Raw genomic sequence first — 25,766 nt, 5'->3', positions numbered from 1 at the left:
TCCCGGGGGTGAGGTAGCGACACCGTAGCGCTGCAGGCACCCCGATGGGAAGGAGTGACCGAAGTCGTCACACGATCTGCACCGCGCGTGCGGCGGCGTCGCGCCGTGAGGAGCTGCTACGCGCCCAGCGGGACGACGTCGATCCCGCGCGCGGCCAGCTCGGAGCGCCCGCCGTCCGGTGCCGTGAGCACCCATGCCCCACGCGAGTGGACTGCCACCGTGTGCTCCCAGTGCGCGGCCCGCGAGCCGTCGAGGGTGACGACGGTCCAGTCGTCGTCGAGGATCGTGTTGTCCTGCGCGCCCACCGTCAGGAGCGGCTCGACGCAGACCACGAGGCCCGGTCGGACCGGGTAGCGCGGGGCGCGGACCCGGTGGTTGACGACGTCGGGGGCCATGTGCATGGCCGTGCCGATGCCGTGGCCGATGTAGTCCTGGACCACGTCGTGGGACGTGGCGTGCTCGGCGTCGTACCCCTCGACCTCGTCCCGGACCGCGTGCCCGACGTCGGTGACGTGACCACCACGTGCGATCGCCGCCACGCCGGCCCACATCGCCCGCCGCGTGGCCTCCACGAGGTGGGCGTCGCGCTCGACCGGCTCTCCCACCGTCGTCGTGAACGCGGCGTCGGCGTGCCAGCCGTCGACGACGGCGCCGGCGTCGACGGAGACGACGTCACCCGGGGCGAGCGGTCGGTCGTCGGGGATCCCGTGCACCACCCGGTCGTTGACGGACACGCAGATGTGGCGGGGAAAACCGTGGTAGCCCAGGAAGTTCGACCTCGCCCCGTGCTCGTGCAGGACCCGTGCGGCGACGTCGTCGAGGTCCACGGGCGTGACGCCCGGCGAGACGGCCCCGCGGACGGCCTCGTGGATCGCCGCCACGACCAGGCCGGGGGTCCGCATCGACCGGATCTCGTCGTCGGTCTTGTACTCGATCTTCCCGCGCACCCGACGCCCCTCAGCCGGCCGGGGGCAGCGCGGCCAGGAGCCGCTCGGTCACGCTCTCGATGTCCCCCATGCCGTCGACCTGCACGAGCAGACCACGGTCGGCGTAGAGCCGGGCCAGGGGCGCCGTCTGCTCGGCGTACACCTCGAGCCGGCGGCGGATGACGACCTCCGTGTCGTCCGCGCGCCCCTGCTCCTTCGCGCGCTGCAGGAGGCGGCCCACGACCTCGTCGGTCTCGGCGGTGAGCTCGACGACCACATCGAGGCCCGAGCCGTCGGCGCTCAGCATGTCGTCGAGCTCGGCGACCTGGTCCGCGGTGCGGGGGTAGCCGTCGAGCAGGAAGCCGGCCGCCGCGTCCTCCTCCGCGAGCCTGTCGCGGACCATCGCGTTGGTCACCTCGTCGGGGACGTACTCCCCCGCGTCCATGTACCGCTGGGCGCGACGCCCGAGCTCGGTCTTCTGGGCCACGTTCTGCCGGAAGATGTCGCCCGTCGAGATCGCCGGGACGCCGAGCGCGTCCGAGATCCGACCGGCCTGGGTGCCCTTTCCCGCTCCGGGCGGGCCGAGGAGGACGAGTCGTGAGGTCATCGCAGGAACCCTTCGTAGTGGTGCTGCTGGAGCTGGGAGTTGATCTCCTTGACGGTCTGCAGGCCGACGCCGACCACGATGATGATCGAGGTCCCGCCGAACGGCAGCTGGGTGACGTTCATGGCGGCGAGCGCGATGGTCGGGATGAGTGCGACGATCGTGAGGTAGATGGCGCCGACGGTCGTGATGCGAGTGGTGACGTAGCGCAGGTACTCCGCCGTCGGACGACCGGCGCGGATGCCCGGGATGAAGCCACCCGCACGCTTCATGTTGTCCGAGATCTCGTCGGGGTTGAACGTGATCGACGTGTAGAAGAACGCGAAGAACAGGATCATCGCGGCCATGAGGATCATGTAGCCGGCGCTCTGCGGGGAGAAGTTGACCATCACCCACTGGACCCAGCCCTCGTTCGGGTCGCCGAACTGCGAGGCCATCGTCGGCAGCATGAGGATCGAGGACGCGAAGATGACCGGGATGACGTTGGCCATGTTGATCTTCAGCGGGATGTAGGTGGACGAGCCGCCGTAGGTCCGGCGCCCCACCATCCGCTTGGCGTACTGCACGGGGATGCGTCGCTGGCTCTGCTCGACGAACACGATGACGAGGGTGATGACGAGCAGCAGGCCGACGATGAGGGCGAAGCGACCGGCGCCGCCGTCGCCGCGGCCCACCGTGAGCATGGCCGACGGGAACGACGCGGCGATCGAGACGAAGATGAGCAGCGACATGCCGTTGCCGACGCCGCGCTCCGTGATCAGCTCGCCGAACCACATGATGAGGACCGTGCCCGCGGTCAGCGAGATGACGGTGACGAGCAGGGAGACCGGCGAGGTGTCCGGGATCGGGTCGACGGGGCAGCCGGGGAACAGGCCGTTGTTGGCGACGGTGACGATGACGGCGGACTGCAGGACCGCGAGGCCGACCGTGAGGTAGCGCGTGTACTGGGTGAGCTTCGCCTGTCCCGACGAGCCCTCCTTGTGGAGCTCCTCGAACCGCGGGATCACCACGCGCATGAGCTGCGTGATGATGCTGGCGGTGATGTACGGCATGACGCCGAGCGCGAAGACCGACAGCTGCAGCAGGGCCCCTCCGGAGAAGAGGTTGATCATGCCCATGAGGTCGTTCTGCTGCGTCGCACCGAGACACTGCTGCACGTTCGGATAGCTCACGCCGACGGCCGGCACGAACGCACCGATCCGGTAGATCGCGATGATCCCCAGCGTGAACAGCAGCTTGCGCCGTAGGTCCGGAGTCCGGAACGCCTGGAGGAATGCGCTCAGCACCTAGTTCGTCTCCTGATCATGATCGTCGACCGGTTGCGCGAGGGGCGCACGGTCCTCGGCGCACGCGGCGCCTGGGTCACCCTACCTGCCGGTCCGGCAAGGGTCGGAGGGCTGCGCGGCGGGCGGACGTGACGTAGGTCCCGCCGCTGCCCGGATCGCGTCGTCGGGCCCGGTCGCACGGCGGGCCACGGACGGCGGAAGGGCGGCCCGGCTGAGCCGGACCGCCCTTCGGCTACGCGCGGGTGGTGGTCACGCGGTCGTGACCGTACCGCCCGCAGCCTCGATCTTCTGGCGCGCGGACGCCGAGGCCTTGTCGACGCTCAGCGTGAGGGCGACCGACAGCTCGCCGTCGCCGAGCACCTTGACCGGGTGGCCCTTGCGCACCAGGCCCTTGGCCACGAGCTCCTCGACGCCGACCGTGCCGCCCTCGGGGAACTGCTCGCCCAGCGCGTCCAGGTTGACGACCTGGTACTCGACGCGGAACGGGTTCTTGAAGCCCCGCATCTTGGGCAGCCGCATGTGCAGCGGCGTCTGCCCGCCCTCGAAACCGGCGGGCACCTGGTAGCGCGCGCCCGTGCCCTTGGTACCGCGGCCGGCGGTCTTGCCGCCCTTTCCGCTCTCACCACGACCGACTCGCGTGCGTGCGGTCCTGGCGCCGGGTGCCGGGCGCAGGTGGTGGACCTTGATCGGACGCGAGGCGCCCGTCGTCTCCTCCGACATGGTCAGTCGACCTCCTCGACGGCGACGAGGTGCGCCACCGTGCTGATCATCCCGCGGACCTCCGGTCGGTCCTCGCGCACGACCGTGTGGCCGATCCTGCGCAGGCCGAGGCTCCGCAGCGTGTCCTTCTGGGACTGCTTGCCACCGATGGTGGACTTCGTCTGGGTCACCTTGAGCTGGGTCATCAGGCCGACACCCCCGCCACGGCCGCGTCGTTCTCGGCCTTGGCCGCATCGGCGTCCCTGGCCTCGCGGTCCTTGGACTCGCCCTCGGCGCGCGCCCGGAGCATCGCCGCCGGGGCGACGCGCTCGAGCGGAAGCCCACGGCGGGCCGCCACGGACTCGGGCTGCTCGAGGTTCTTCAGCGCCTGCACCGTGGCGTGCACGATGTTGATGGCGTTGGACGAGCCCAGCGACTTGCTGAGGATGTCGTGGATCCCGGCGCAGTCGAGGACGGCGCGGACGGGACCGCCGGCGATGACCCCGGTACCGGGGGCGGCCGGTCGCAGGAAGACGACGCCCGCGGCGTCCTCGCCCTGCACGGTGTGCGGGATCGTGTTGCGGACGCGCGGCACCTTGAAGAAGTTCTTCTTGGCCTCCTCGGTCCCCTTGGCGATCGCCGCGGGCACCTCCTTGGCCTTGCCGTAGCCGACGCCCACGGTGCCGTCGCCGTCGCCCACCACGACGAGCGCGGTGAAGCTGAACCGGCGGCCGCCCTTGACGACCTTCGACACGCGGTTGATGGTCACCACGCGCTCGATGTACTGGCTCTTCTCCTCGCGACGGTTGTCGCGCCCACCCCGGCGGTCGCCGCGACCGCGGCGGTCCTCACGGCCCTCCGTGGAACCGCCCGTCGTGGCCGAGCCGGAGCTTCGGTCTCGCTGCTGTGCAGCCATATGTCTCTCCTTGAGCTCTCTACTCGGGGTCAGAGTTCCAGGCCGGCGTCGCGGGCACCGTCGGCGACGGCGGCCACGCGGCCGTGGTACTGGTTGCCGCCGCGGTCGAAGACCGCGGCCGTGACGCCCTTGGCCCTGGCACGCTCGGCCACGAGACGGCCGACCGTCCTGGCCTTCTCGACCTTCTCCGTCTCGGCGGAGCGCAGGTCGGCCTCGAGCGTGGACGCCGAGGCCAGCGTGACACCGGCCGTGTCGTCCACCAGCTGCGCGACCATGTGGCGCGAGCTGCGGGTGACGACGAGGCGCGGACGGGTGGCCGTGCCCTGCACGCGCTTGCGCACGCGCAGGTGGCGACGGGAGCGGGCGACCCGACGCCCCTTGCCCTTGATCGTGATCGCCATCGTTACTTACCAGCCTTTCCGACCTTGCGGCGGACCTGCTCGCCCTCGTACCGCACGCCCTTGCCCTTGTACGGCTCGGGGCGGCGGATCTTGCGGATGTTCGCGGCGGTCTCGCCGACGAGCTGCTTGTCGATGCCCGAGACCTTGATCTTGGTGGGCGACTCGACGGTGAACGTGATGCCCTCCGGCGGGGACACGACCACGGGGTGCGAGAACCCGAGGGCGAACTCGAGGTCCGAGCCCTTGGCGACGACACGGAAGCCCGTGCCGACGATCTCGAGGCCCTTGGTGTATCCGTCGGTCACGCCGGTCACCATGTTGGAGATCAGCGTGCGGGTCAGGCCGTGCAGCGAGCGCGACTCGCGCTCGTCGTCCGGACGCGAGACGACGATCGCGCCGTCGTCGTCGCGGGCGACGGTGATGGGCTCCTTGACCGTGTGCGACAGGGCGCCCTTGGGGCCCTTGACGGACACGGCGGCTCCGTCGATGGTGACGTCCACGCCCGTGGGCACGGCGACCGGGTACTTTCCGATGCGGCTCATACTGTCTCTTCCTTCCCGATCACCAGACGTAGGCGAGGACTTCCCCGCCCACGCCCTTGTCGCCGGCCTCGCGGTCCGTCAGCAGACCGGAGGAGGTGGACAGGATCGCCACACCGAGGCCGCCCAGCACGCGCGGCAGGTTCGTGGACTTCGCGTAGACGCGGAGCCCGGGCTTGGACACGCGCCGGACGCCCGCGAGCGAGCGCTCACGGTTGGGGCCGAACTTCAGGGCGAGCACGAGGGTCTTGCCGACCTCGGCGTCCTCGACCGTCGACCCGGCGATGTAGCCCTCGGCCTGCAGGATCTCGGCGATCGCGGCCTTGAGCTTCGAATAGGGCATGGACACCGACTCGTGGTAGGCCGAGTTGGCGTTGCGCAGACGCGTGAGCATGTCTGCGATGGGATCGGTCATCGTCATGGTGGGCAGCAGCCCTTCCTCGTCGCGGTTTCCGTCTCGGACCTGCGACGTCAGTGAATTACCAGCTGGACTTGGTGACGCCGGGGAGCTGGCCGGCAAGGGCCATCTCGCGCAGGCAGACGCGGCACAGGCCGAACTTGCGGTACACGGAGTGCGGACGTCCGCAGCGCTGGCACCGGGTGTAGGCACGCACCTTGAACTTCGGGGTGCGGGCGGCCTTCTGCTTGAGAGCGGTCTTGGCCACGGGATCAGTCCTCCTTGAAGGGGAAGCCGAGGCGCTTGAGCAGCGAGCGCCCCTGGTCGTCGTTGATGGCGGACGTGACCACGGTGATGTCCATGCCGCGGACCCGGTCGATGGCGTCCTGGTCGATCTCGTGGAACATCGACTGCTCGTTGAGACCGAAGGTGTAGTTGCCGTTCCGGTCGAACTGCTTGGGGCTCAGGCCCCGGAAGTCGCGGATACGCGGCAGCGCGATGGACAGCAGGCGGTCGAGGAACTCCCACATGCGGTCGCCGCGCAGCGTGACGTGCGCGCCGATCGGCATGCCCTCGCGCAGCTTGAACTGCGCGATCGAGCGCCGCGCCTTCGTCACCTGGGGCTTCTGACCGGTGATGAGGGTGAGGTCGCGGACCGCACCCTCGATGAGCTTGGAGTCGCGTGCCGCGTCACCGACACCCATGTTCACGACGACCTTGACGAGGCCCGGAATCTGGCTGACGTTCTCGTACCCGAACTCCTCGAGGAGCCCCGCCTTGACCTCGGAGCGGTACTGCTCCTTGAGGCGCGGGGGGACGACGGTGGTGGTCTCGGTCATGTCAGACGTCCTTACCGGAGCGCTTGGCCACGCGGACCCGCACGTCGCGGGTCCGTCCGTCGCGCTCCACCTGCTCGGTGCGGTACCCCACGCGGGTGCCCTTCTTGGTCTCCGGGTCCACCAGCATCACGTTGCTCACGTGGATCGGGGCCTCGATCGTCTCGATGCCGCCGCTGGTGCCGCCGGAGGAGGACTGGCCGACCTTGGTGTGCCGGGTGACGCGCTGGACACCCTCGACGATCAGGCGGTCCTTCGCGACGTCGACCTTGAGCACACGGCCCTGCTTGCCCTTGTCACGACCGGCGATGACGACCACCAGGTCGCCCTTCTTGATCTTCGCCATCACAGCACCTCCGGCGCCAGGGAAATGATTCGCATGTACTTCTTGTCGCGCAGCTCGCGGCCGACCGGGCCGAAGATGCGGGTGCCCCGCGGGTCGCCGTCGGCCTTGAGGATGACGGCCGCGTTCTCGTCGAAGCGGATGTAGCTGCCGTCGGGGCGGCGGCGCTCCTTGCGGGTGCGGACGATGACCGCCTTGACGATGTCGCCCTTCTTCACGTTGCCGCCAGGGATCGCGTCCTTGACGGTGGCGACGATGACGTCGCCGATGCCGGCGTAGCGTCGGCCCGAGCCACCGAGCACACGGATGCAGAGGATCTCCTTCGCACCCGTGTTGTCGGCGACCTTGAGCCGCGACTCCTGCTGGATCATTCTTTACTCCTGTCGTCGTGCCGGTTCTCGCCGGCGGGCGAGCCTGGCCGAACGGATGTGATGGTGGGTCGAGCTGCCCGCGTCAGCGGGCCTTCTCGATGATCTCGGTGACGCGGTAGCGCTTGGTGGCGGACATCGGCCGGGTCTCCATGATCCGGACCAGGTCGCCGACGCCGACCTCGTTGTTCTCGTCGTGCGCCTTCACCCGCTCGGAGCGGCGCAGGACCTTGCCGTAGAGCGCGTGCTTGACGCGGTCCTCGACCTCGACGACGACGGTCTTGTCCATCTTGTCCGACACGACGTAGCCGCGACGGGACTTGCGGTAGTTGCGCTCGTCCGTCGTCGTCGCCGTGGTGGCGGCGCTGGGGTTCTCGCTCATGTCGTCCTTCACTTCTTCTTCGTGGTCTCGGCCGGGGCGGGCGCGGTGCGCAGCCCGAGCTCGCGCTCACGCGCGATCGTGTAGATGCGCGCGATGTCCCGCTTGACCGCCTTGAGCCGCCCGTGGTCCTCGAGCTGGCCCGTGGCCGAGGAGAACCGGAGGTTGAACAGCTCGGTCTTGGCCTCCGCCAGCTTTTCGGCGAGCACGGAGTCGTCCATCTCGTCGAGCTCGATCGGCGTCAGACCCTTCGATCCGATGGCCATCAGCCCTCACCACCTTCACGCACGACGAATCGCGTCTTCATCGGGAGCTTGTGCTGCGCACGGGACAGGGCCTCGCGGGCCAGGTCCTCGGGGACGCCGGCGAGCTCGAACATCACTCGACCCGGCTTGACGTTGGACACCCACCACTCGACGGAGCCCTTGCCGGAACCCATGCGGGTCTCGGCCGGCTTCTTCGTCAGCGGGCGGTCCGGGAAGATGTTCACCCACACCTTGCCGCCACGCTTGACGTGACGGGTCATGGCGATACGGGCCGCCTCGATCTGCCTGTTGGTGACGTAGGCGTGCTCGAGCGCCTGGATGCCGTAGTCGCCGAACGAGATGGTGGTGCCACCCGTCGCCATTCCCCGGCGTCCGGGGTGGTGCTGCTTGCGGTGCTTGGTCCGCCTGGGGATGAGCATGCTCAGGCCTCCGTCGTGGGCGTAGCGGGCGCCGCGGGGGCGCCCTCGGTGGCGGCCGGGGCCGGCCGCGAGTCCCGACGCGGACCACGGCCACCGCCGCGTCCCTGGCGGGGACCGCGCTGGGAGCCGGCGTCGGCCTCCTGACGGGCGTACTCCTTCTCGGTGACGTCGCCCTTGTAGATCCAGACCTTGACGCCGATGCGGCCGAAGGTCGTGCGGGCCTCGAAGAAGCCGTAGTCGATGTTCGCGCGCAGGGTGTGCAGCGGCACGCGGCCCTCGCGGTAGAACTCCGAGCGGGACATCTCGGCGCCGCCGAGGCGTCCGCCGCACTGCACGCGGATGCCCTTGGCGCCGGCGCGCTGCGCGGACTGCATGCCCTTGCGCATGGCGCGGCGGAACGAGACACGCGAGGCGAGCTGCTCGGCGATGCCCTGGGCGACCAGCTGCGCGTCCATCTCGGGGTTCTTCACCTCGAGGATGTTGAGCTGGACCTGCTTGCCCGTGAGCTTCTCGAGGTCGCCGCGCAGGCGGTCGGCCTCGGCGCCGCGGCGGCCGATGACGATGCCCGGACGCGCGGTGTGCAGGTCGATGCGCACGCGGTCACGGGTGCGCTCGATGTCCACCTTGGAGATGCCGGCGCGCTCGAGGCCCTTCGACATGAGCTTGCGCACCTCGACGTCCTCGCGGACGTAGTCGCGGTAGCGCTGCCCCTCCTTGGTGGAGTCGGCGAACCACCGCGAACGGTGGTCGGTGGTGATGCCGAGCCGGAAACCGGTCGGGTTGACCTTCTGACCCACTAGTTGGTCCCTCCCTTGCTTCCGGCGCCCGCGGGCACCTCGGACTCGTCGCCGACGACGACGGTGATGTGGCTCGTCCGCTTGAGGATCCGAGCGGCACGCCCCTGGGCGCGCGGCCGGAACCGCTTCATCGTCGGACCCTCGTCGACGTACGCCTCGAGGACGCGGAGCTCGCTCGCGTCGAAGCGCTCGCCGTCGCGGTCGGCCATCACACGTGCGTTGGCCATCGCGGACTCGAGCACCTTGCGGACGGTCTCCGCCGCCGCCTGGGGGGCGAACCGGAGCACGTCCACGGCCTCCTCGGCGCGCTTGCCGCGGACGACGTCCACGATCCGGCGTGCCTTCATGGGCGTCACGCGAACGAATCGCGCCTGCGCCTTGGCTTCCATGTCTCTGCCTTACCTCTGCTGGTCGTCGGGCGCGCGCCTCAGCGGCGGCGGCCCTTCCGGTCGTCCTTGTCGTGCCCGCGGTAGGTGCGCGTCGGGGCGAACTCCCCGAGCTTGTGACCGACCATCGCCTCGGTGACGAACACCGGGACGTGCTTGCGGCCGTCGTGCACGGCGAAGGTGTGGCCCAGGAAGTCGGGCGTGATGACCGACCGGCGGGACCAGGTCTTGATGACGTTCTTGGCGCCCTTCTCGTTGGCGACGTCCACCTTCTTCTGCAGGTGGTCGTCGACGAAGGGGCCCTTCTTCAGGCTGCGTGGCATCTCGTCAGTGCTCCTTGGCTCAGCGCTTCTTGCCGGTCCGGCGACGACGCACGATCAGCTTGTCGCTGGGCTTGTTGGGACGGCGGGTGCGACCCTCCGGCTTGCCCCACGGGCTCACCGGGTGGCGACCACCGGAGGTCTTGCCCTCACCACCACCGTGCGGGTGGTCGACGGGGTTCATGACGACACCGCGGACGGTGGGACGCTTGCCCTTCCAGCGCATGCGGCCGGCCTTGCCCCAGCTGATGTTGGACTGCTCGGCGTTGCCGACCTCCCCGATCGTGGCGCGGCAGCGGATGTCGACCTGACGGATCTCGCCGGACGGCATGCGCAGCGAGGCGTAGATCCCCTCCTTGGCGAGCAGCTGGACCGACGAGCCGGCCGAGCGCGCGATCTTCGCGCCGCCGCCGGGGCGGAGCTCGATCGCGTGCACCGTGGTGCCGACCGGGATGTTGCGCAGCTGCATGGAGCTGCCGGGCTTGATGTCCGCGCCCGGGCCCGACTCGACGAGGTCGCCCTGCGACAGGCGGGTCGGCGCGAGGATGTAGCGCTTGTCGCCGTCCGCGTAGTGGAGCAGCGCGATGCGCGCCGTCCGGTTCGGGTCGTACTCGATGTGCGCGACCTTGGCGGGCACGCCGTCCTTGTCGTGGCGACGGAAGTCGATGACCCGGTAGGCGCGCTTGTGGCCGCCACCCTTGTGCCGGGTGGTGATCTTGCCCGAGGAGTTGCGTCCCCCGGACTTGCTCAGCGGGCGGACGAGCGACTTCTCCGGAGTGGAGCGCGTGATCTCGACGAAGTCGGCCACGCTGGAGCCGCGACGGCCCGGCGTGGTCGGCTTGTACTTACGGATTCCCATGTTCTGGTTCCCTCGATCCCAATCCGACCGGCGGTCAGCCGGCCACCTCACCGAAGATGTCGATGGTCCCGGACCGCAGGGTGACGATGGCGCGCTTGGTGTCCTTGCGCTTGCCCGTGCCGGTCCGCGTCCGGCGCGTCTTGCCCTTGCGGTTGATCGTGTTGACCGCGCTGACCTTCACGTCGAAGATCTGCTCGATCGCCTGCTTGATCTCGGTCTTGTTCGAGCGGGGGTCCACCTCGAAGGTGTACTTCCCCTGGTCGATGAGGTTGTAGCTCTTCTCCGACACGATGGGCCGGACGATGATGTCGCGCGGGTTCTTGACGGTCTCGAGGCTCACTTCGACTCCTCCTCGTCCGCGCGCCCGCCGACGAGGACGTCGAGTGCCGCGGAGGTGAACACGACGTCGTCGTTGACGAGGACGTCGTACGTGTTGAGCTGGTCGACCCACAGCACGTGGACCTCGGCGAGGTTGCGCACGGAGAGCGCGGCGACCTCGTCGGAGCGCGTGAGCACCACGAGGGCGCGACGCGTGCCGGTCAGGCCGGCGATGGTGGCTCGCGCGGCGGAGGTCGACGGGGTGTCGCCCTCGACGAGCGAGGAGACCACGTGGACGCGGCCGGCACGGGCGCGGTCGGACAGGGCGCCGCGCAGGGCGGCGGCCTTCATCTTCTTCGGGGTGCGCTGGCTGTAGTCGCGCGGCTGCGGGCCGTGGACGACGCCACCGCCGGCGAACTGCGGCGCGCGGATCGAACCCTGGCGGGCGCGACCGGTGCCCTTCTGCTTGTAGGGCTTCTTGCCACCGCCGCGGACGTCGCCGCGGGTCTTGGTGGCGTGCGTGCCCTGGCGGGCCGCCGCGAGCTGGGCGACGACGACCTGGTGCATGAGGGCCGTGTTGGCCTGGACGTCGAAGACCTCGGCCGGGAGGTCCGCGGTGCCGGTCTTCTTGCCGGTGGCGTCGTGGACGTCGATCGCGGTCATGGTCAGGCCCCCTTCGCGGCGGAGCGGACGACGACGAGGCCGCCCTTCGGGCCGGGGACCGCGCCGGCGATGAGCAGCACGCCGTGCTCGAGGTCCACGGCGTGGACGGTGAGGTTCTGGACGGTGCGACGGGCGACACCCATGCGGCCGGCCATCTTCTGGCCGCGGAACACGCGGCCGGGGGTCGCGGCACCGCCGATCGAGCCGGGCTTGCGGTGGTTGCGGTGCGCACCGTGCGAGGCGGAGACACCGGCGAAGCCGTGCCGCTTCATGACGCCGGCGAGGCCCTTGCCCTTGGTGGTGCCGACGACGTCGACGCGCTGGCCGGTCTCGAAGGTGGAGCCGTCGAGCTCCTGACCGACCGTGTACTCCTCGGCGTCGGCCGTGCGGAGCTCGGTGACGTGGCGGCGCGGGGTGACGCCGGCGGCGTCGAAGCGCTTGCGCAGCGGCTGGGTCACGCGTCGCGGGTCGATCTCGCCGTACGCGATCTGGACGGCGGTGTAGCCGTCGCGCTCCGGCGTGCGGATCTGGGTCACGACGTTGGTGTCCACCTTGACGGCGGTCACGGGGACGAGGAGCCCGTCCTCGTCCCACACCTGGGTCATGCCGAGCTTGGTGCCGAGGAGACCCTTGACGGTGGCCCCGGCGGTCTGCTGGGAAGTGGTGGTCATGGCGTCGGTCCTCAGAGCTTGATCTCGATGTTGACGTCCGCGGGCAGGTCGAGACGCATGAGCGAGTCGACGGCCTTCGGCGTCGGGTCGATGATGTCGATGAGCCGCTTGTGCGTGCGCATCTCGAAGTGGTCGCGGCTGTCCTTGTACTTGTGGGGCGACCGGATGACGACGAAGACGTTCTTCTCCGTCGGCAGCGGCACCGGGCCCACGACCGTCGCACCAGCGCGCGTCACCGTGTCGACGATCTTGCGCGCCGAGCTGTCGATGACCTCGTGGTCGTAGGACTTGAGCCGGATGCGGATCTTCTGTCCCGCCATGGCGTCGTCATACCTCTCTCGTACCCTTGCTTCGGCCGACCCCCGCGCCCGGGCGTGTCGCGTTCTGCGCACGTCCGGCCCGAGCGACCCTTGTGGGCCTGACCGTTGGATGCTTGCCGTCGCGGGCCTCCCGCCCACGCCCCGCCCCCACGAACGATGTCCGTGACGGCCGGCCTGCGGCTGACCGGGCTGACCCGGGCTCCGCAACGTCTGCCCGCCGCTGGTTGGAGTGCCTGCGGCGGTCGGCACGCGCACGAGCGCGCACCGGTGTCCGGCCGTCAACGTTACCAGCGCCGACCCGCAGGTCGGAAGCCCGGGCGGGTGCTCGGCCGTGTGAGGCTCCGCACCCGGTGCGCCGGCGGCGGCCCTGCGGCGCCGATCCCCCGTGGCCCACCTCGCCCGGTGTGCGTCGAGGTGGACCCGTGGCCCTCGACCTGGACCGTGCCGCGGTCCAGCTCGGCAGAGCGCGGTCCGGCTCGGCAGTCACCGGTCCAGCTCGGCAGAGCGCGGTCCGGCTCGGCAGCCATCGGTCCAGCTCGGCAGAGCGCGGTCCAACTCGGCAGCGTGCGGTCCAGGCCGCGCCTCCACCGTCCGCGCACGCTCTGCGGGCATGCGGAAGGGCCCGCCACCCGGAGGGGTGGCGGGCCCTGCCCTGCTACCGGCGCGTGCCGGCTGCGATCACTTGAGGATCTTGACGACCCGGCCCGAGCCGACGGTGCGGCCACCCTCGCGGATGGCGAAGCCGAGGCCCTCCTCCATGGCGATGGGCTGGATGAGGTCGACCGTCATCTCCGTGTTGTCGCCGGGCATGACCATCTCGGTGCCCTCGGGCAGCTGGATGACGCCGGTGACGTCGGTGGTGCGGAAGTAGAACTGCGGGCGGTAGTTCGAGTAGAAGGGGTTGTGACGACCACCCTCGTCCTTGCCCAGGATGTAGACCTGCGCCTCGAACTGCGTGTGCGGCGTGATCGACCCGGGCTTGCAGACGACCTGGCCACGCTCGACGTCCTCGCGCTTGGTGCCGCGCAGGAGGAGGCCGACGTTCTCGCCGGCGTCGGCGGTGTCGAGCAGCTTGCGGAACATCTCGATGCCCGTGACCGTCGTGGTCTGCTTCTGCTCCTGGATGCCGACGATCTCGACGTCCTCGTTGACCTTGAGCTGGCCACGCTCGACACGACCGGTGACGACCGTGCCACGACCGGTGATCGTGAAGACGTCCTCGATCGGCATGAGGAAGGGCTTCTCGATGTCACGGACCGGGTCCGGGACGTTCTCGTCGACGGCGGCCATGAGGTCCTGCACCGACTTGACCCACTGCTCGTCGCCCTCGAGCGCCTTGAGCGCCGAGACGCGCACCACGGGGGCGTCGTCGCCGGGGAACTCCTGGTCCGTGAGGAGCTCGCGGACCTCCATCTCGACGAGCTCGAGGAGGTCCTCGTCGTCGACCATGTCGGACTTGTTGAGCGCCACGAGGAGGTAGGGCACGCCGACCTGACGGGCGAGCAGCACGTGCTCGCGGGTCTGGGCCATCGGGCCGTCGGTCGCCGCGACCACGAGGATCGCGCCGTCCATCTGCGCAGCACCGGTGATCATGTTCTTCACGTAGTCGGCGTGACCAGGGGCGTCGACGTGCGCGTAGTGGCGCTTCTCCGTCTGGTACTCGACGTGGGAGACGTTGATCGTGATGCCGCGCTGACGCTCCTCGGGAGCGTTGTCGACCTGATCGAACGGCGTGAAGTCGTTGAGGTCGGGGTACTGGTCCGCCAGAACCTTCGAGATCGCCGCGGTCAGCGTCGTCTTGCCGTGGTCGACGTGACCGATCGTGCCGATGTTGACGTGCGGCTTGGTCCGCTCGAACTTGGCCTTAGCCACTGTGGTGTCCTCCTGGGACTCGGGTAGTTGTCTGTCTGGCGAGAACCGGATGCCCACGCCAGGGGCAGATGGATCCTACGGGTCGGTTGGGATTGGTGCTGGGGTGCGGCCCGTGGGACCTACTCGCCCCGGGTCTTCTTGATGATCTCCTCAGCGACGTTCCGAGGAACCTCGGCGTAGCTGTGGAACTGCATCGAGTACACCGCGCGGCCCTGGGTCTTCGACCGAAGGTCACCGACGTACCCGAACATCTCGGAGAGCGGCACGAGCGCCCGGACGACCTTGACGCCGGTGGCGTCCTCCATCGACTGGATCATGCCACGCCGCGAGTTGATGTCGCCGACGACGTCGCCCATGTACTCCGCGGGCGTACGCACCTCGACGTCCATCGTCGGCTCGAGAAGGACGGGGTCCGCCTTCTTCACGCCCTCCTTGAGGACCATCGAGCCGGCAATCTTGAAGGCCATCTCCGAGGAGTCGACGTCGTGGTACGCGCCGTCCAGGAGGGTGGCCTTGATGCCGACCAGCGGGTAGCCCGCGACGACACCGCCCTGCATCGCGTCCTGGATACCGGCGTCGACCGACGGGATGTACTCCCGCGGCACACGGCCACCCGTGACGGCGTTGGAGAACTCGTAGAGCTCCCCGTCCTCGGTGTCCAGCGGCTCGAAGGACACCTGGACCTTCGCGAACTGGCCGGAGCCACCGGTCTGCTTCTTGTGCGTGTAGTCGACCTTCTCCACCGCGCGGCGGATGGTCTCGCGGTAGGCGACCATCGGCGCACCGACGTTGGCCTCCACGCGGAACTCGCGCTTCATGCGGTCGACGAGGATGTCGAGGTGCAGCTCGCCCATGCCGCCGATGACCGTCTGACCGGTGTCGTCGTCGAGGCGGACCGTGAACGTCGGGTCCTCCTCGGCGAGCTTCTGGATCGCCGTGCCCAGCTTCTCCTGGTCACCCTTGGTCTTCGGCTCGATCGCCACGTGGATGACCGGCTCCGGGAAGCTCATGGACTCGAGCACGACCGGGTCGTTCATGTCGGAGAGCGTGTCGCCCGTCGTCGTGTCCTTCAGACCGATGACGGCGTAGATGTGGCCGGCACCGATCTCCTCGACCGGGTTCTCCTTGTTGGCGTGCATCTGGAAGATCTTCCCGATGCGCTCCTTCTTGCCCTTGGTCGAGTTGAGCACCGCGGACCCGGACTTGATCGTCCCCGAGTACACCCGGATGTAGGTGAGCCGGCCGAAGAACGGGTGGACGGCGATCTTGAACGCGAGGGCGGAGAACGGCTCCGTGGAGTCCGCGTGCCGCTCGATGACGACGTTCTCGTCCTTGGGGTCGACGCCCGGGATCGCCGGGACGTCGAGCGGGCTGGGGAGGTAGTCGACGACCGCGTCGAGCATCGGCTGCACGCCGCGGTTCTTGAAGGCCGAGCCGCACAGGACCGGGTAGACCTCCGAGCTGACCGTCAGCTTGCGGATGCCCGCCTTGATCTCCTCGACCGTCAGCTCCTCGCCCTCGAAGTACTTCTCCATGAGGGCCTCGTCGGCCTCGGCCACCGTCTCGATGAGCTGGGTGCGGTACTCCTCCGCGCGCTCCTTGAGGTCGGCCGGGATCTCGTTCACCTCGTACTTGGCGCCGAGCGTCGTGTCGCCCTTGGAGTCCGCGGGCCACACCAGGGCGCGCATCTGGACGAGGTCCACGACACCGGTGAAGTCGTTCTCCGCGCCGATCGGCAGCTGGAGCACGAGCGGCTTCGCGCCGAGGCGCTTGACGATCGTGTCGACGGTGAAGTAGAAGTCCGCGCCGAGCTTGTCCATCTTGTTGACGAAGCAGATGCGGGGGACGTCGTACTTGTCCGCCTGGCGCCACACGGTCTCCGACTGGGGCTCGACACCCTCCTTGCCGTCGAAGACGGCGACCGCACCGTCGAGGACGCGCAGCGAGCGCTCGACCTCGACCGTGAAGTCGACGTGCCCCGGGGTGTCGATGATGTTGATCTGGTTGGTCTCCCAGAAGCACGTCACGGCGGCGGACGTGATGGTGATGCCGCGCTCCTGCTCCTGGTCCATCCAGTCGGTCGTCGACGCGCCGTCGTGGGTCTCACCGAGCTTGTGGTTGACGCCCGTGTAGAACAGGATCCGCTCGGTCGTCGTCGTCTTGCCGGCGTCGATGTGCGCCATGATGCCGATGTTGCGGACCTTCGTGAGGTCGGTCATGACGTCAGTTGCCACGTCGGGTTTCTCCTCGTGAGTCTCGGTGTCGGTCGGATGCGGGGCGCGGCCGGACGTGCCGGCCGCGCTCGATCACCAGCGGTAGTGCGCGAAGGCGCGGTTGGCCTCGGCCATCTTGTGGATGTCCTCGCGGCGCTTGACCGCGGCACCGAGCCCGTTCGAGGCGTCGAGGATCTCGTTCATCAGGCGCTCGGTCATCGTCTTCTCGCGGCGGGCGCGCGCGTAGTCGACGAGCCAGCGCAGCGCCAGCGTGGTGGACCGGGAGGGACGGACCTCGACCGGCACCTGGTAGGTGGAGCCACCCACGCGGCGCGAACGGACCTCGAGCGAGGGCCGCACGTTGTCCAGGGCGCGCTTGAGGACGGCCGTCGGGTCGCCCTCGGTCTTCCCGCGGACGCCCTCGAGGGCGCCGTAGACGATCCGCTCGGCGGTGGACTTCTTGCCGTCCAGCAGCACGCGGTTGACGAGCTGGGTGACGATCGTCGAGCCGTAGACCGGGTCGACGACGACGGGACGCTTCGGGGCAGGACCCTTGCGAGGCATTACTTCTTCTCCTTCTTGGCGCCGTAGCGGCTCCGGGCCTGCTTGCGGTTCTTCACGCCCTGCGTGTCGAGCGCGCCGCGCACGATCTTGTAGCGGACACCGGGCAGGTCCTTCACACGACCGCCGCGCACGAGCACCATCGAGTGCTCCTGGAGGTTGTGCCCGACGCCCGGGATGTAGGCGGTGACCTCGATGCCGCTCGAGAGACGGACGCGCGCCACCTTCCGCAGTGCCGAGTTCGGCTTCTTCGGGGTGGTCGTGTACACGCGGGTGCACACGCCACGACGCTGCGGGCTCCCCTTGAGGGCCGGCGTGCTCGAGGAGCTCGACTTGACCGACCGGCCCTTGCGGACCAGCTGCTGGATCGTGGGCACTACTTCTCCGTCTCGTTGCTGCAATCGGTGCGACTGCCTCGGATCGATCTGATCTCTGCACCCCGCGCTCGGGCGTGGCGCACCTGCGTGACGCCGACCGGCCCCGGAGGGCCGTGGTGACGTCGCGGGCGGTCCGCCTCTGGTCGTCCGCCGCCGGCCGCTGGTCGAGGACCGGGGCAGGTGACGTGCGCGCAAGGGCCCGATCGGTCCGGGCACCGCCGTCCAGAGTAGCGGCCGCCAGTTTCTGGCGTCAAAGGACCGGGGTCGCCGAAGTGGTGTGATGTGACACGTCGACGCCTTCCGGGGCGCCGCCGGCCCCGACGGCGGTGCGTCGGGGCCGGCGGCAGGGTGCTGCGGACGGGGGAGCGCCGCTCCCCCGTGGTCAGCGGAACTCGGGGTAGGTCTCGCCGCCGTAGGCGGAGAAGTCGATGTCGTCCAGCAGCACGGGCTCGCCCGCACGGCTGCCGACGAAGTCGAGCTCGGAGTAACCCAGCTCGGTGAAGGCCATCTGACGCGCCTCCTCGGTGGGCTCCACGACGACGTCGTGGTAGCGCGGCAGACCCGTCCCCGCGGGGATGAGCTTGCCGAGGATGACGTTCTCCTTCAGGCCGAGCAGCGGGTCGCGACGGCCGCTCATCGCCGCCTCGGTGAGCACCTTGGTGGTCTCCTGGAAGGAGGCCGCAGAGAGCCACGAGTCGGTCGCGAGCGACGCCTTGGTGATGCCCATGAGCTCGGGCCGGCCGGCTGCCGGCTTCCCGCCCTCGGAGACGACGCGACGGTTCTCGTCGTTGAACGCGGTCCGGTCGATGAGCTCGCCCGGCAGCAGCCGGGTCTCGCCCGAGTCCAGCACGGTCACGCGACGCAGCATCTGCCGCACGATGACCTCGATGTGCTTGTCGTGGATGTCCACGCCCTGCGAGCGGTAGACCTCCTGGACCTGCGCGACGAGGTGCTCCTGGGTCCGGCGCGGGCCCAGGATGCGCAGCACGGCCTTCGGGTCGACCGCGCCGAACACCAGCTGGTCGCCGACGGCGATGTGCTGCCCGTCCTCGACGAGGAGGCGCGACCGCTTGGACACGGGGTAGACCACGTCCTCCTGACCGTCGTCACGGGTGACGCGGAGCGAGCGCCCCTTGTCGGTGTCCTCGACGGTCACGCGGCCGGCGGCCTCGGAGATCGGGGCCTCACCCTTGGGGGTGCGGGCCTCGAAGAGCTCCTGGACACGGGGCAGACCCTGGGTGATGTCGTCCGCCGACGCCGCACCACCGGTGTGGAAGGTGCGCATCGTCAGCTGGGTACCGGGCTCGCCGATCGACTGCGCCGCGATGATGCCGACGGCCTCGCCGATGTCCACGAGCTTGCCCGTGGCCAGCGACCGGCCGTAGCACTTCTGGCAGGTCCCGACCCTCGACTCGCACGTGAGCACGGACCGGACCTTGACCTCGGTGACGCCGGCGGCGACGAGCTGGTCGATGAGCACGTCACCGACGTCGTCGCCCGCCGAGGCCAGCACGGTGCCCTCGGCGTCGACGACGTCGGCCGCCAGGGACCGGGCGTACGCCGAGGTCTCGACGCTCTCGTCGAGGACGATGCCCTCCCCCGACGCCGACGGGACGCCGATCGTCACGGGCAGCCCGCCACGGGTCCCGCAGTCGGCCTCACGGACGATGACGTCCTGCGAGACGTCGACGAGACGACGCGTGAGGTAGCCCGAGTCCGCGGTGCGCAGCGCGGTGTCCGCAAGACCCTTGCGCGCACCGTGGGTGGCGATGAAGTACTCGAGGACGGACAGGCCCTCGCGGTAGTTCGACTTGATCGGGCGCGGGATGATCTCGCCCTTCGGGTCGGCCACGAGACCGCGCATGCCGGCGATCTGACGGACCTGCATCCAGTTGCCTCGCGCACCCGAGGACACCATGCGGAACACGGTGTTGTCCTTGGGGAAGTTCGCGCGCATGGCGTCGGCGACCGCGTCGGTGGCCTCGCCCCAGATGTCGATCAGCTCCTGGCGCCGCTCGTCGTCGGTGATCAGACCCATGTCGTACTGGTCCTGGATCGCCTCGGCCTTGCGCTCGTGCTCCTCGAGGATCCCCGCCTTGGCCTCGGGGGCCACGACGTCGGAGATCGCGATGGTCACGCCCGAGCGGGACGCCCAGCGGAAGCCCGCCTCCTTGAGCGCGTCGAGGCTCGCGGCCACGTCGACCTTGGGGTACCGCTCCGCCAGGTCGTTGACCAGGCGGCCGAGCCGCTTCTTGTCCACGACCTCGTCGATGAACGGGTAGTCCACCGGCAGCAGCTCGTTGAACAGCGTGCGACCGAGTGTGGTGCGCAGCACGACGGGCTCGCCGGCGGCGGCGCTCGCGGCCTGCTCGTGCCCCTCGGGCAGGACCAGGTCGGTGAACCGGATCGAGATCTTCGCGCCGAGATCGAGCTCGCCGTTGTCCATCGCGAGGATGGCCTCGGACACCGAGGAGAAGTACCGGTCTGCGCCGGTGCCCTCGTCGAGCTCGGTCGTGAGGTGGAACAGGCCGATGATCATGTCCTGGCTGGGCATGGTCACCGGACGGCCGTCCGACGGCTTGAGGATGTTGTTGCTCGAGAGCATGAGGATCCGCGCCTCGGCCTGCGACTCGGCCGACAGCGGCAGGTGGACCGCCATCTGGTCGCCGTCGAAGTCCGCGTTGAACGCGCCGCACACGAGGGGGTGGAGCTGGATCGCCTTGCCCTCGACGAGCTGCGGCTCGAACGCCTGGATACCGAGGCGGTGCAGGGTCGGCGCGCGGTTGAGCAGCACGGGGTGCTCACGGATGACCTCGTCGAGGACGTCCCACACCTGCGTGCGCTGGCGCTCGACCATGCGCTTGGCCGCCTTGATGTTCTGGGCGTGGTTGAGCTCGACCAGCCGCTTCATGACGAACGGCTTGAACAACTCGAGCGCCATCTGCTTGGGCAGACCGCACTGGTGGAGCTTCAGCGTCGGGCCGACGACGATGACGCTGCGGCCCGAGTAGTCCACGCGCTTGCCGAGCAGGTTCTGCCGGAACCGGCCCTGCTTGCCCTTGAGCATGTCGGAGATCGACTTCAGCGCACGGTTGCCGGGGCCCGTGACCGGGCGGCCGCGACGGCCGTTGTCGAAGAGCGCGTCCACCGACTCCTGGAGCATGCGCTTCTCGTTGTTGACGATGATCTCCGGCGCGCCCAGGTCGAGCAGCCGCTTGAGGCGGTTGTTCCGGTTGATGACGCGGCGGTAGAGGTCGTTGAGGTCCGACGTGGCGAACCGGCCGCCGTCGAGCTGGACCATGGGACGCAGGTCCGGCGGGATGACCGGCACGCAGTCGAGCACCATGCCCAGCGGCGAGTTGCCGGTGGTGAGGAACGCGTTGACGACCTTGAGGCGCTTGAGCGCGCGGGTCTTGCGCTGACCGGTGCCGGTCGCGATGGTCTCGCGCAGCGACTCGGCCTCGGCCTCGAGGTCGAAGGTCTCCAGGCGCTTCTGGATCGCCGTGGCGCCCATCGAGCCCTTGAAGTAGATGCCGAAGCGGGCGTTCATCTCGCGGTAGAGCGACTCGTCGCCCTCGAGGTCGCCGACCGAGAGCGCCTTGAAGCGGTCCCAGACCTTCTCGAGCCGCTCGATCTCGCCGTCGCCCTTGCGCCGGATCTGGTTCGCCTCGCGCTCGGCCGACTTGCGGACCTTGTCGCGGGCCGCGGAGTCCGTGCCGGCGGCCTCGAGCTCGGCCAGGTCGGCCTCGAGCTTCTGCAGGCGCTGCTCGACCGCGAGGTCGCGCGCCTTGCTCAGCTCGGACTTCTCCAGGTCGATCTCGTTCTGGAGGGTGCTCTGGTCCTCGTGCCGGCCGTCCTCGTCGACCTCGGTGATCATGTACGCCGCGAAGTAGATGACCTTCTCGAGGTCCTTCGGGGCGAGGTCGAGGAGGTAGCCCAGGCGCGACGGGACGCCCTTGAAGTACCAGATGTGCGTGACCGGGGCCGCCAGCTCGATGTGGCCCATCCGCTCGCGGCGGACCTTCGAGCGGGTGACCTCGACGCCGCAGCGCTCACAGATGATGCCCTTGTAGCGCACGCGCTTGTACTTGCCGCAGTTGCACTCCCAGTCCCGGGTGGGACCGAAGATCTTCTCGCAGAACAGGCCGTCCTTCTCCGGCTTGAGCGTGCGGTAGTTGATCGTCTCCGGCTTCTTGACCTCGCCGTGCGACCACTCGCGCACATCGCCGGCGGTGGCCAGGGAGATGTGGAGCTGGTCAAACAGATTGACGTCGAGCAACGTGTCCTACTTCCTTCGTTCAGGTAGCGCTCGTGTTCGAATGCCGCTGCGCGGCGGGTCAGAGCTCGTCGACGCTCGAGGCGTCCGGGCGGCGGGAGAGGTCGATGCCCAGCTCCTCGGCCGCGCGGTACACCTCGTCGTCGGAGTCCTTGAGGTCGATGAGCGTCCCGGAGGAGTCCAGGGCCTCGACGTTCAGGCACAGCGAGCGCATCTCCTGGATGAGCACACGGAACGACTCCGGGATGCCCGGCTCGGGGATGTTCTCGCCCTTGACGATGGCCTCGTAGACCTTCACGCGTCCCGTGACGTCGTCGGACTTGATGGTCAGCAGCTCCTGCAGGGCGTGCGCGGCGCCGTACGCCTCGAGCGCCCACACCTCCATCTCGCCGAACCGCTGGCCGCCGAACTGGGCCTTACCGCCCAGGGGCTGCTGCGTGATCATCGAGTACGGACCGGTCGACCGGGCGTGGATCTTGTCGTCGACCAGGTGGTGCAGCTTGAGGATGTACATGTAGCCGACCGAGATCGGGTGCGGGAACGGCTCGCCCGACCGGCCGTCGAACAGCTGCGCCTTGCCGTCTGCCCCGACCACGCGGTCGCCGTCGCGGCCCACCAGGGTGTGCCCGAGGATGCCCTCGAGCTCGTCCTGCTGCAGGCCGTCGAACACCGGTGTCGCCACGGTCGAGCCGGGCTCGGCGCGGTGCACGTGCTCGGGCAGGTTCTTCGTCCACTCCTCGGCCGCCTTGACGGCCTCGGTGATGTCCCAGCCGTTGGCCGCGGCCCAGCCCAGGTGGAGCTCGAGGACCTGGCCCACGTTCATGCGGCCGGGGACGCCGAGCGGGTTGAGGATGACGTCGACCGGGGTGCCGTCGGGCAGGAACGGCATGTCCTCGACGGGCAGGATCTTGGAGATGACGCCCTTGTTGCCGTGCCGGCCGGCGAGCTTGTCGCCGTCGGTGATCTTGCGGCGCTGCGCGATGTAGACGCGCACCTGCTGCTTGACGCCCGGGGGCAGCTCGTCGTCGTCCTCGGTGAACTCCCGCACGCCGATGACGATGCCGGACTCGCCGTGGGGCACCTTGAGCGAGGTGTCGCGCACCTCGCGCGCCTTCTCGCCGAAGATCGCGCGCAGGAGTCGCTCCTCGGACGTCAGCTCGGTCTCGCCCTTGGGCGTGACCTTGCCGACGAGGACGTCACCGGCGCTGACCTCGGCACCGATGCGGATGATGCCGCGCTCGTCGAGGTCCGCGAGGATCTCCTCGGAGACGTTGGGGAGGTCACGGGTGATCTCCTCGGCGCCGAGCTTGGTCTCGCGGGCGTCGACCTCGTGCTCCTCGATGTGGATCGAGGTGAGCATGTCGTCGGTGACGACACGCTGCGACATGATGATCGCGTCCTCGTAGTTGTAGCCCTCCCAGGACATGAACGCGACGAGGAGGTTGCGGCCGAGCGCGAGCTCGCCCTCGTCGGTCGAGGGGCCGTCGGCCAGCACGGATCCGACCTCGACCCGGTCGCCCTCGTCGACCAGCACGCGCTGGTTGTAGGAATTGCCCTGGTTGGACCGGTTGAACTTCATGATGCGGTGCGTGTAGCTGCCGCCGTCGTCGTCGAGGACGACCACCGAGTCGGCCGAGACCTCGGTGACGACGCCGGCCACCTGCGCGGTGACGACGTCGCCCGCGTCGACCGCCGCCCGACGCTCCATGCCGGTGCCCACGAGCGGGGCCTCGGCGCGGATGAGCGGGACGGCCTGACGCTGCATGTTGGCGCCCATGAGCGCGCGGTTGGCGTCGTCGTGCTCGAGGAACGGGATCATCGCCGTGCCGACGGAGACCATCTGCCGCGCCGAGACGTCCATGAACGCGATCTCGGCGGGCTCGATGAGCGCCGGCTCGCCGCCGGGGGTGCGGCACAGGACGCGCTCCTCGACGAAGGTGCCGTCCTCGTTCAGCGGGGCCGACGCCTGGGCGATCGTGTGGCGGTCCTCGTCGTCGGCCGTGACGTACTCGATCTCGCCGGTGACCCGGCCGTCGACCACCTGGCGGTACGGGGTCTCCACGAACCCGAACGGGTTGATGCGCGCGAACGTCGCCAGCGAGCCGATGAGGCCGATGTTCGGCCCCTCAGGGGTCTCGATCGGGCACATGCGGCCGTAGTGCGAGGGGTGGACGTCACGGACCTCCATGCCGGCGCGGTCACGCGACAGGCCGCCGGGGCCCAGCGCCGAGAGACGGCGCTTGTGGGTCAGGCCCGAGAGCGGGTTGTTCTGGTCCATGAACTGCGACAGCTGGCTGGTGCCGAAGAACTCCTTTATGGAGGCGACCACCGGCCGGATGTTGATGAGCGTCTGCGGCGTGATGGCCTCGACGTCCTGCGTGGTCATGCGCTCGCGCACGACGCGCTCCATCCGGGACAGGCCCGTACGGACCTGGTTCTGGATGAGCTCGCCGACGGCGCGGATGCGACGGTTGCCGAAGTGGTCGATGTCGTCGGTCTCGACCCGGACGTCGACCTTCTCGCCGTCCCGGGTGCCGGGCAGCGTCTCCTCACCCTTGTGCAGGGCGAGGATGAACCGGATCGTGGAGACGATGTCCTGGACGCGCAGGAGCGACTCCCCCGCCGGCGTCGTCATGCCGAGCTTCTTGTTGATCTTGTAGCGGCCGACCTTGGCCAGGTCGTAGCGCTTGTGCGCGAAGTAGTAGGAGTCCAGCAGGTTGCGGCCGGCCTCGACCGTGGGCGGCTCGCCCGGACGGATCTTGCGGTAGATGTCCAGCAGCGCCTCGTCCTGGGTCTTGACCGTGTCCTTCTCGAGGGACTCCAGCAGGACGGGGTAGTCCTCGAAGTGGCCGCGGATCTCGGACTCGGTGAGACCCAGGGCCCGCAGGAACACCGTGACGGACTGCTTGCGCTTGCGGTCGATGCGCACGCCGATGGCGTCCCGCTTGTCGATCTCGAGCTCGAGCCACGCGCCGCGGGACGGGATGACCTTCGCGGTGAAGATGTCCTTGTCCGAGGTCTTGTCCGGCGTGCGCTCGAAGTAGACGCCCGGCGAGCGGACGAGCTGGCTGACGACGACGCGCTCGGTGCCGTTGATGATGAAGGTGCCGCGGTCGGTCATGAGAGGGAAGTCGCCCATGAACACGGTCTGCGACTTGATCTCACCGGTCGTGTTGTTCATGAACTCCGCCGTGACGAACAGCGGAGCGGCGTAGGTGAGGTCCTTCTCCTTGCACTCCTCGGCGGTGTACTTCGCGGGCTCGAAGCGGTGGTCCCGGAACGACAGGGACATCGACTCGGAGAAGTCCTCGATCGGCGAGATCTCCTCGAAGATCTCCTCCAGGCCCGAGATGGTGTGGCTCGACCCGGCCGGGTCGGCCTCGGAGCGGGCCCGCCAGGCGTCGTTGCCCAGGAGCCAGTCGAAGCTCTCGGTCTGCAGGCCGAGCAGGTCGGGCGCCTGCATCGGCTCGTAGATCTTGGCGAACGACAGCCTGGGCGACGCGAGGCGCTTCGCGACGAGGTCGGCGGACGGGGCGGCAGAGGTGCGCGAGGCAGCCAAAGGGGGTCCTTCCCTGCGGAGAGGTGTGCACGCGGCGCGTGTCGACTTCGTGCCCGTTCCCCGGGAGGATCACGCCTGGTGGCGCGGCTCGAGATGTCCGGAGCACATCGGTGCTCGGGTGGGTGGAGGCAGGGCAGGCGTCGGCTAACGCAAGTGTCCACCTTACACACGGCGCAGCGCCCCGTCCAGGTGCGC

Annotated in this window: 30 protein-coding genes; all 30 read right to left on the bottom strand. The window is 69.3% G+C overall.

Going from position 1 to position 25,766, the window contains the following annotated elements; all coding sequences use genetic code 11:
• Positions 1-116 precede the first annotated feature (116 nt).
• The 30 genes from map to rpoB all read right to left on the bottom strand — a co-directional run bounded on the left by map (position 117) and on the right by rpoB (position 25,571).
• Positions 117-947, bottom strand: coding sequence for a type I methionyl aminopeptidase (map, locus tag ACZLKG_RS06380; protein ID WP_425708315.1), 831 nt, complete (start codon positions 945-947; stop codon positions 117-119).
• A gap of 10 nt (positions 948-957) precedes the next feature.
• Positions 958-1,533, bottom strand: a complete 576-nt coding sequence (locus tag ACZLKG_RS06375) for an adenylate kinase (protein ID WP_425708316.1) — start codon at positions 1,531-1,533, stop codon at positions 958-960.
• Positions 1,530-2,816, bottom strand: a complete 1,287-nt coding sequence (gene secY, locus ACZLKG_RS06370; RefSeq protein ID WP_425708317.1) for a preprotein translocase subunit SecY — start codon at positions 2,814-2,816, stop codon at positions 1,530-1,532. The genes ACZLKG_RS06375 and secY overlap by 4 nt, the downstream gene beginning before the upstream one ends.
• 249 nt (positions 2,817-3,065) lie before the next feature.
• Positions 3,066-3,536, bottom strand: a complete 471-nt coding sequence (gene rplO, locus ACZLKG_RS06365) for a 50S ribosomal protein L15 (RefSeq protein ID WP_425708318.1) — start codon at positions 3,534-3,536, stop codon at positions 3,066-3,068.
• A gap of 2 nt (positions 3,537-3,538) precedes the next feature.
• Positions 3,539-3,721: a 50S ribosomal protein L30 gene (gene rpmD / locus ACZLKG_RS06360; RefSeq protein WP_425708319.1), complete on the bottom strand. Its 183-nt coding sequence runs from the start codon at positions 3,719-3,721 to the stop codon at positions 3,539-3,541.
• On the bottom strand, positions 3,721-4,431 hold the full coding sequence (gene rpsE, locus ACZLKG_RS06355; RefSeq protein WP_425708320.1) for a 30S ribosomal protein S5: 711 nt from the start codon (positions 4,429-4,431) through the stop codon (positions 3,721-3,723). The genes rpmD and rpsE overlap by 1 nt, the downstream gene beginning before the upstream one ends.
• A 29-nt stretch (positions 4,432-4,460) precedes the next feature.
• Entirely contained in the window at positions 4,461-4,832 is a 372-nt protein-coding gene (rplR, locus tag ACZLKG_RS06350) for a 50S ribosomal protein L18 (RefSeq protein ID WP_425708321.1), read from the bottom strand.
• 2 nt (positions 4,833-4,834) lie between these two features.
• Complete coding sequence (gene rplF, locus ACZLKG_RS06345; protein ID WP_425708322.1) at positions 4,835-5,374, bottom strand: 50S ribosomal protein L6; 540 nt, start codon at positions 5,372-5,374, stop codon at positions 4,835-4,837.
• Positions 5,375-5,393: 19 nt separating this feature from the next.
• Positions 5,394-5,792 (bottom strand): 30S ribosomal protein S8, encoded by a 399-nt coding sequence (rpsH, locus tag ACZLKG_RS06340; protein WP_425708323.1) that lies wholly within the window; start codon positions 5,790-5,792, stop codon positions 5,394-5,396.
• 58 nt (positions 5,793-5,850) lie between these two features.
• Positions 5,851-6,036, bottom strand: a complete 186-nt coding sequence (locus ACZLKG_RS06335) for a type Z 30S ribosomal protein S14 (RefSeq protein ID WP_425708324.1) — start codon at positions 6,034-6,036, stop codon at positions 5,851-5,853.
• Positions 6,037-6,040: 4 nt separating this feature from the next.
• Entirely contained in the window at positions 6,041-6,607 is a 567-nt protein-coding gene (gene rplE, locus ACZLKG_RS06330) for a 50S ribosomal protein L5 (RefSeq protein WP_425708325.1), read from the bottom strand.
• Position 6,608: 1 nt separating this feature from the next.
• A complete protein-coding gene (gene rplX / locus ACZLKG_RS06325; RefSeq protein WP_425708326.1) occupies positions 6,609-6,950 on the bottom strand; it encodes a 50S ribosomal protein L24 in 342 nt (113 codons plus the stop codon).
• Positions 6,950-7,318 (bottom strand): 50S ribosomal protein L14, encoded by a 369-nt coding sequence (gene rplN, locus ACZLKG_RS06320; protein ID WP_425708327.1) that lies wholly within the window; start codon positions 7,316-7,318, stop codon positions 6,950-6,952. The genes rplX and rplN overlap by 1 nt, the downstream gene beginning before the upstream one ends.
• Before the next feature lie 82 nt (positions 7,319-7,400).
• Positions 7,401-7,697 (bottom strand): 30S ribosomal protein S17, encoded by a 297-nt coding sequence (rpsQ, locus tag ACZLKG_RS06315; protein ID WP_425708328.1) that lies wholly within the window; start codon positions 7,695-7,697, stop codon positions 7,401-7,403.
• Between the two features lie 8 nt (positions 7,698-7,705).
• Entirely contained in the window at positions 7,706-7,960 is a 255-nt protein-coding gene (gene rpmC, locus ACZLKG_RS06310) for a 50S ribosomal protein L29 (protein WP_425708329.1), read from the bottom strand.
• Entirely contained in the window at positions 7,960-8,379 is a 420-nt protein-coding gene (rplP, locus tag ACZLKG_RS06305) for a 50S ribosomal protein L16 (protein ID WP_425708330.1), read from the bottom strand. Before rplP ends, rpmC begins: the two co-directional genes overlap by 1 nt.
• Positions 8,380-8,381: 2 nt before the next feature.
• The gene (gene rpsC, locus ACZLKG_RS06300) at positions 8,382-9,176 is read right to left on the bottom strand and encodes a 30S ribosomal protein S3 (RefSeq protein ID WP_425708331.1); all 795 of its coding nucleotides are present in this window, start codon (positions 9,174-9,176) and stop codon (positions 8,382-8,384) included.
• Positions 9,176-9,565, bottom strand: coding sequence for a 50S ribosomal protein L22 (gene rplV / locus ACZLKG_RS06295; RefSeq protein WP_425708332.1), 390 nt, complete (start codon positions 9,563-9,565; stop codon positions 9,176-9,178). Before rplV ends, rpsC begins: the two co-directional genes overlap by 1 nt.
• 38 nt (positions 9,566-9,603) lie before the next feature.
• Complete coding sequence (gene rpsS, locus ACZLKG_RS06290; protein WP_425708333.1) at positions 9,604-9,885, bottom strand: 30S ribosomal protein S19; 282 nt, start codon at positions 9,883-9,885, stop codon at positions 9,604-9,606.
• Positions 9,886-9,904: 19 nt separating this feature from the next.
• Positions 9,905-10,741 carry a 50S ribosomal protein L2 gene (rplB, locus tag ACZLKG_RS06285; RefSeq protein ID WP_425708334.1) on the bottom strand — a complete coding sequence of 279 codons (837 nt, stop codon included), beginning with the start codon at positions 10,739-10,741 and terminating at the stop codon, positions 9,905-9,907.
• 34 nt (positions 10,742-10,775) lie between these two features.
• On the bottom strand, positions 10,776-11,081 hold the full coding sequence (rplW, locus tag ACZLKG_RS06280; protein ID WP_425708335.1) for a 50S ribosomal protein L23: 306 nt from the start codon (positions 11,079-11,081) through the stop codon (positions 10,776-10,778).
• Positions 11,078-11,722 (bottom strand): 50S ribosomal protein L4, encoded by a 645-nt coding sequence (gene rplD, locus ACZLKG_RS06275; protein ID WP_425708336.1) that lies wholly within the window; start codon positions 11,720-11,722, stop codon positions 11,078-11,080. The genes rplW and rplD overlap by 4 nt, the downstream gene beginning before the upstream one ends.
• Before the next feature lie 2 nt (positions 11,723-11,724).
• Positions 11,725-12,393: a 50S ribosomal protein L3 gene (gene rplC / locus ACZLKG_RS06270; RefSeq protein WP_425708337.1), complete on the bottom strand. Its 669-nt coding sequence runs from the start codon at positions 12,391-12,393 to the stop codon at positions 11,725-11,727.
• A gap of 11 nt (positions 12,394-12,404) precedes the next feature.
• Positions 12,405-12,713, bottom strand: a complete 309-nt coding sequence (gene rpsJ, locus ACZLKG_RS06265) for a 30S ribosomal protein S10 (protein WP_425708338.1) — start codon at positions 12,711-12,713, stop codon at positions 12,405-12,407.
• Between the two features lie 678 nt (positions 12,714-13,391).
• Positions 13,392-14,585: an elongation factor Tu gene (gene tuf, locus ACZLKG_RS06260; protein ID WP_425708339.1), complete on the bottom strand. Its 1,194-nt coding sequence runs from the start codon at positions 14,583-14,585 to the stop codon at positions 13,392-13,394.
• Between the two features lie 119 nt (positions 14,586-14,704).
• Positions 14,705-16,819, bottom strand: coding sequence for an elongation factor G (gene fusA / locus ACZLKG_RS06255; RefSeq protein WP_463648266.1), 2,115 nt, complete (start codon positions 16,817-16,819; stop codon positions 14,705-14,707).
• Positions 16,820-16,891: 72 nt separating this feature from the next.
• The gene (rpsG, locus tag ACZLKG_RS06250; protein WP_425708341.1) at positions 16,892-17,362 is read right to left on the bottom strand and encodes a 30S ribosomal protein S7; all 471 of its coding nucleotides are present in this window, start codon (positions 17,360-17,362) and stop codon (positions 16,892-16,894) included.
• Entirely contained in the window at positions 17,362-17,736 is a 375-nt protein-coding gene (rpsL, locus tag ACZLKG_RS06245; protein WP_425708342.1) for a 30S ribosomal protein S12, read from the bottom strand. Before rpsL ends, rpsG begins: the two co-directional genes overlap by 1 nt.
• Before the next feature lie 382 nt (positions 17,737-18,118).
• On the bottom strand, positions 18,119-22,015 hold the full coding sequence (locus ACZLKG_RS06240) for a DNA-directed RNA polymerase subunit beta' (RefSeq protein ID WP_463648265.1): 3,897 nt from the start codon (positions 22,013-22,015) through the stop codon (positions 18,119-18,121).
• Between the two features lie 58 nt (positions 22,016-22,073).
• Positions 22,074-25,571 (bottom strand): DNA-directed RNA polymerase subunit beta, encoded by a 3,498-nt coding sequence (gene rpoB, locus ACZLKG_RS06235; RefSeq protein ID WP_425708344.1) that lies wholly within the window; start codon positions 25,569-25,571, stop codon positions 22,074-22,076.
• Between the last annotated feature and the right edge of the window lie 195 nt (positions 25,572-25,766).

The organism is Georgenia sp. Z2081, assembly GCF_055326445.1.
Note: the sequence above shows the minus strand (reverse complement) of the source record. Positions and strands in the feature narration are given on the sequence as shown.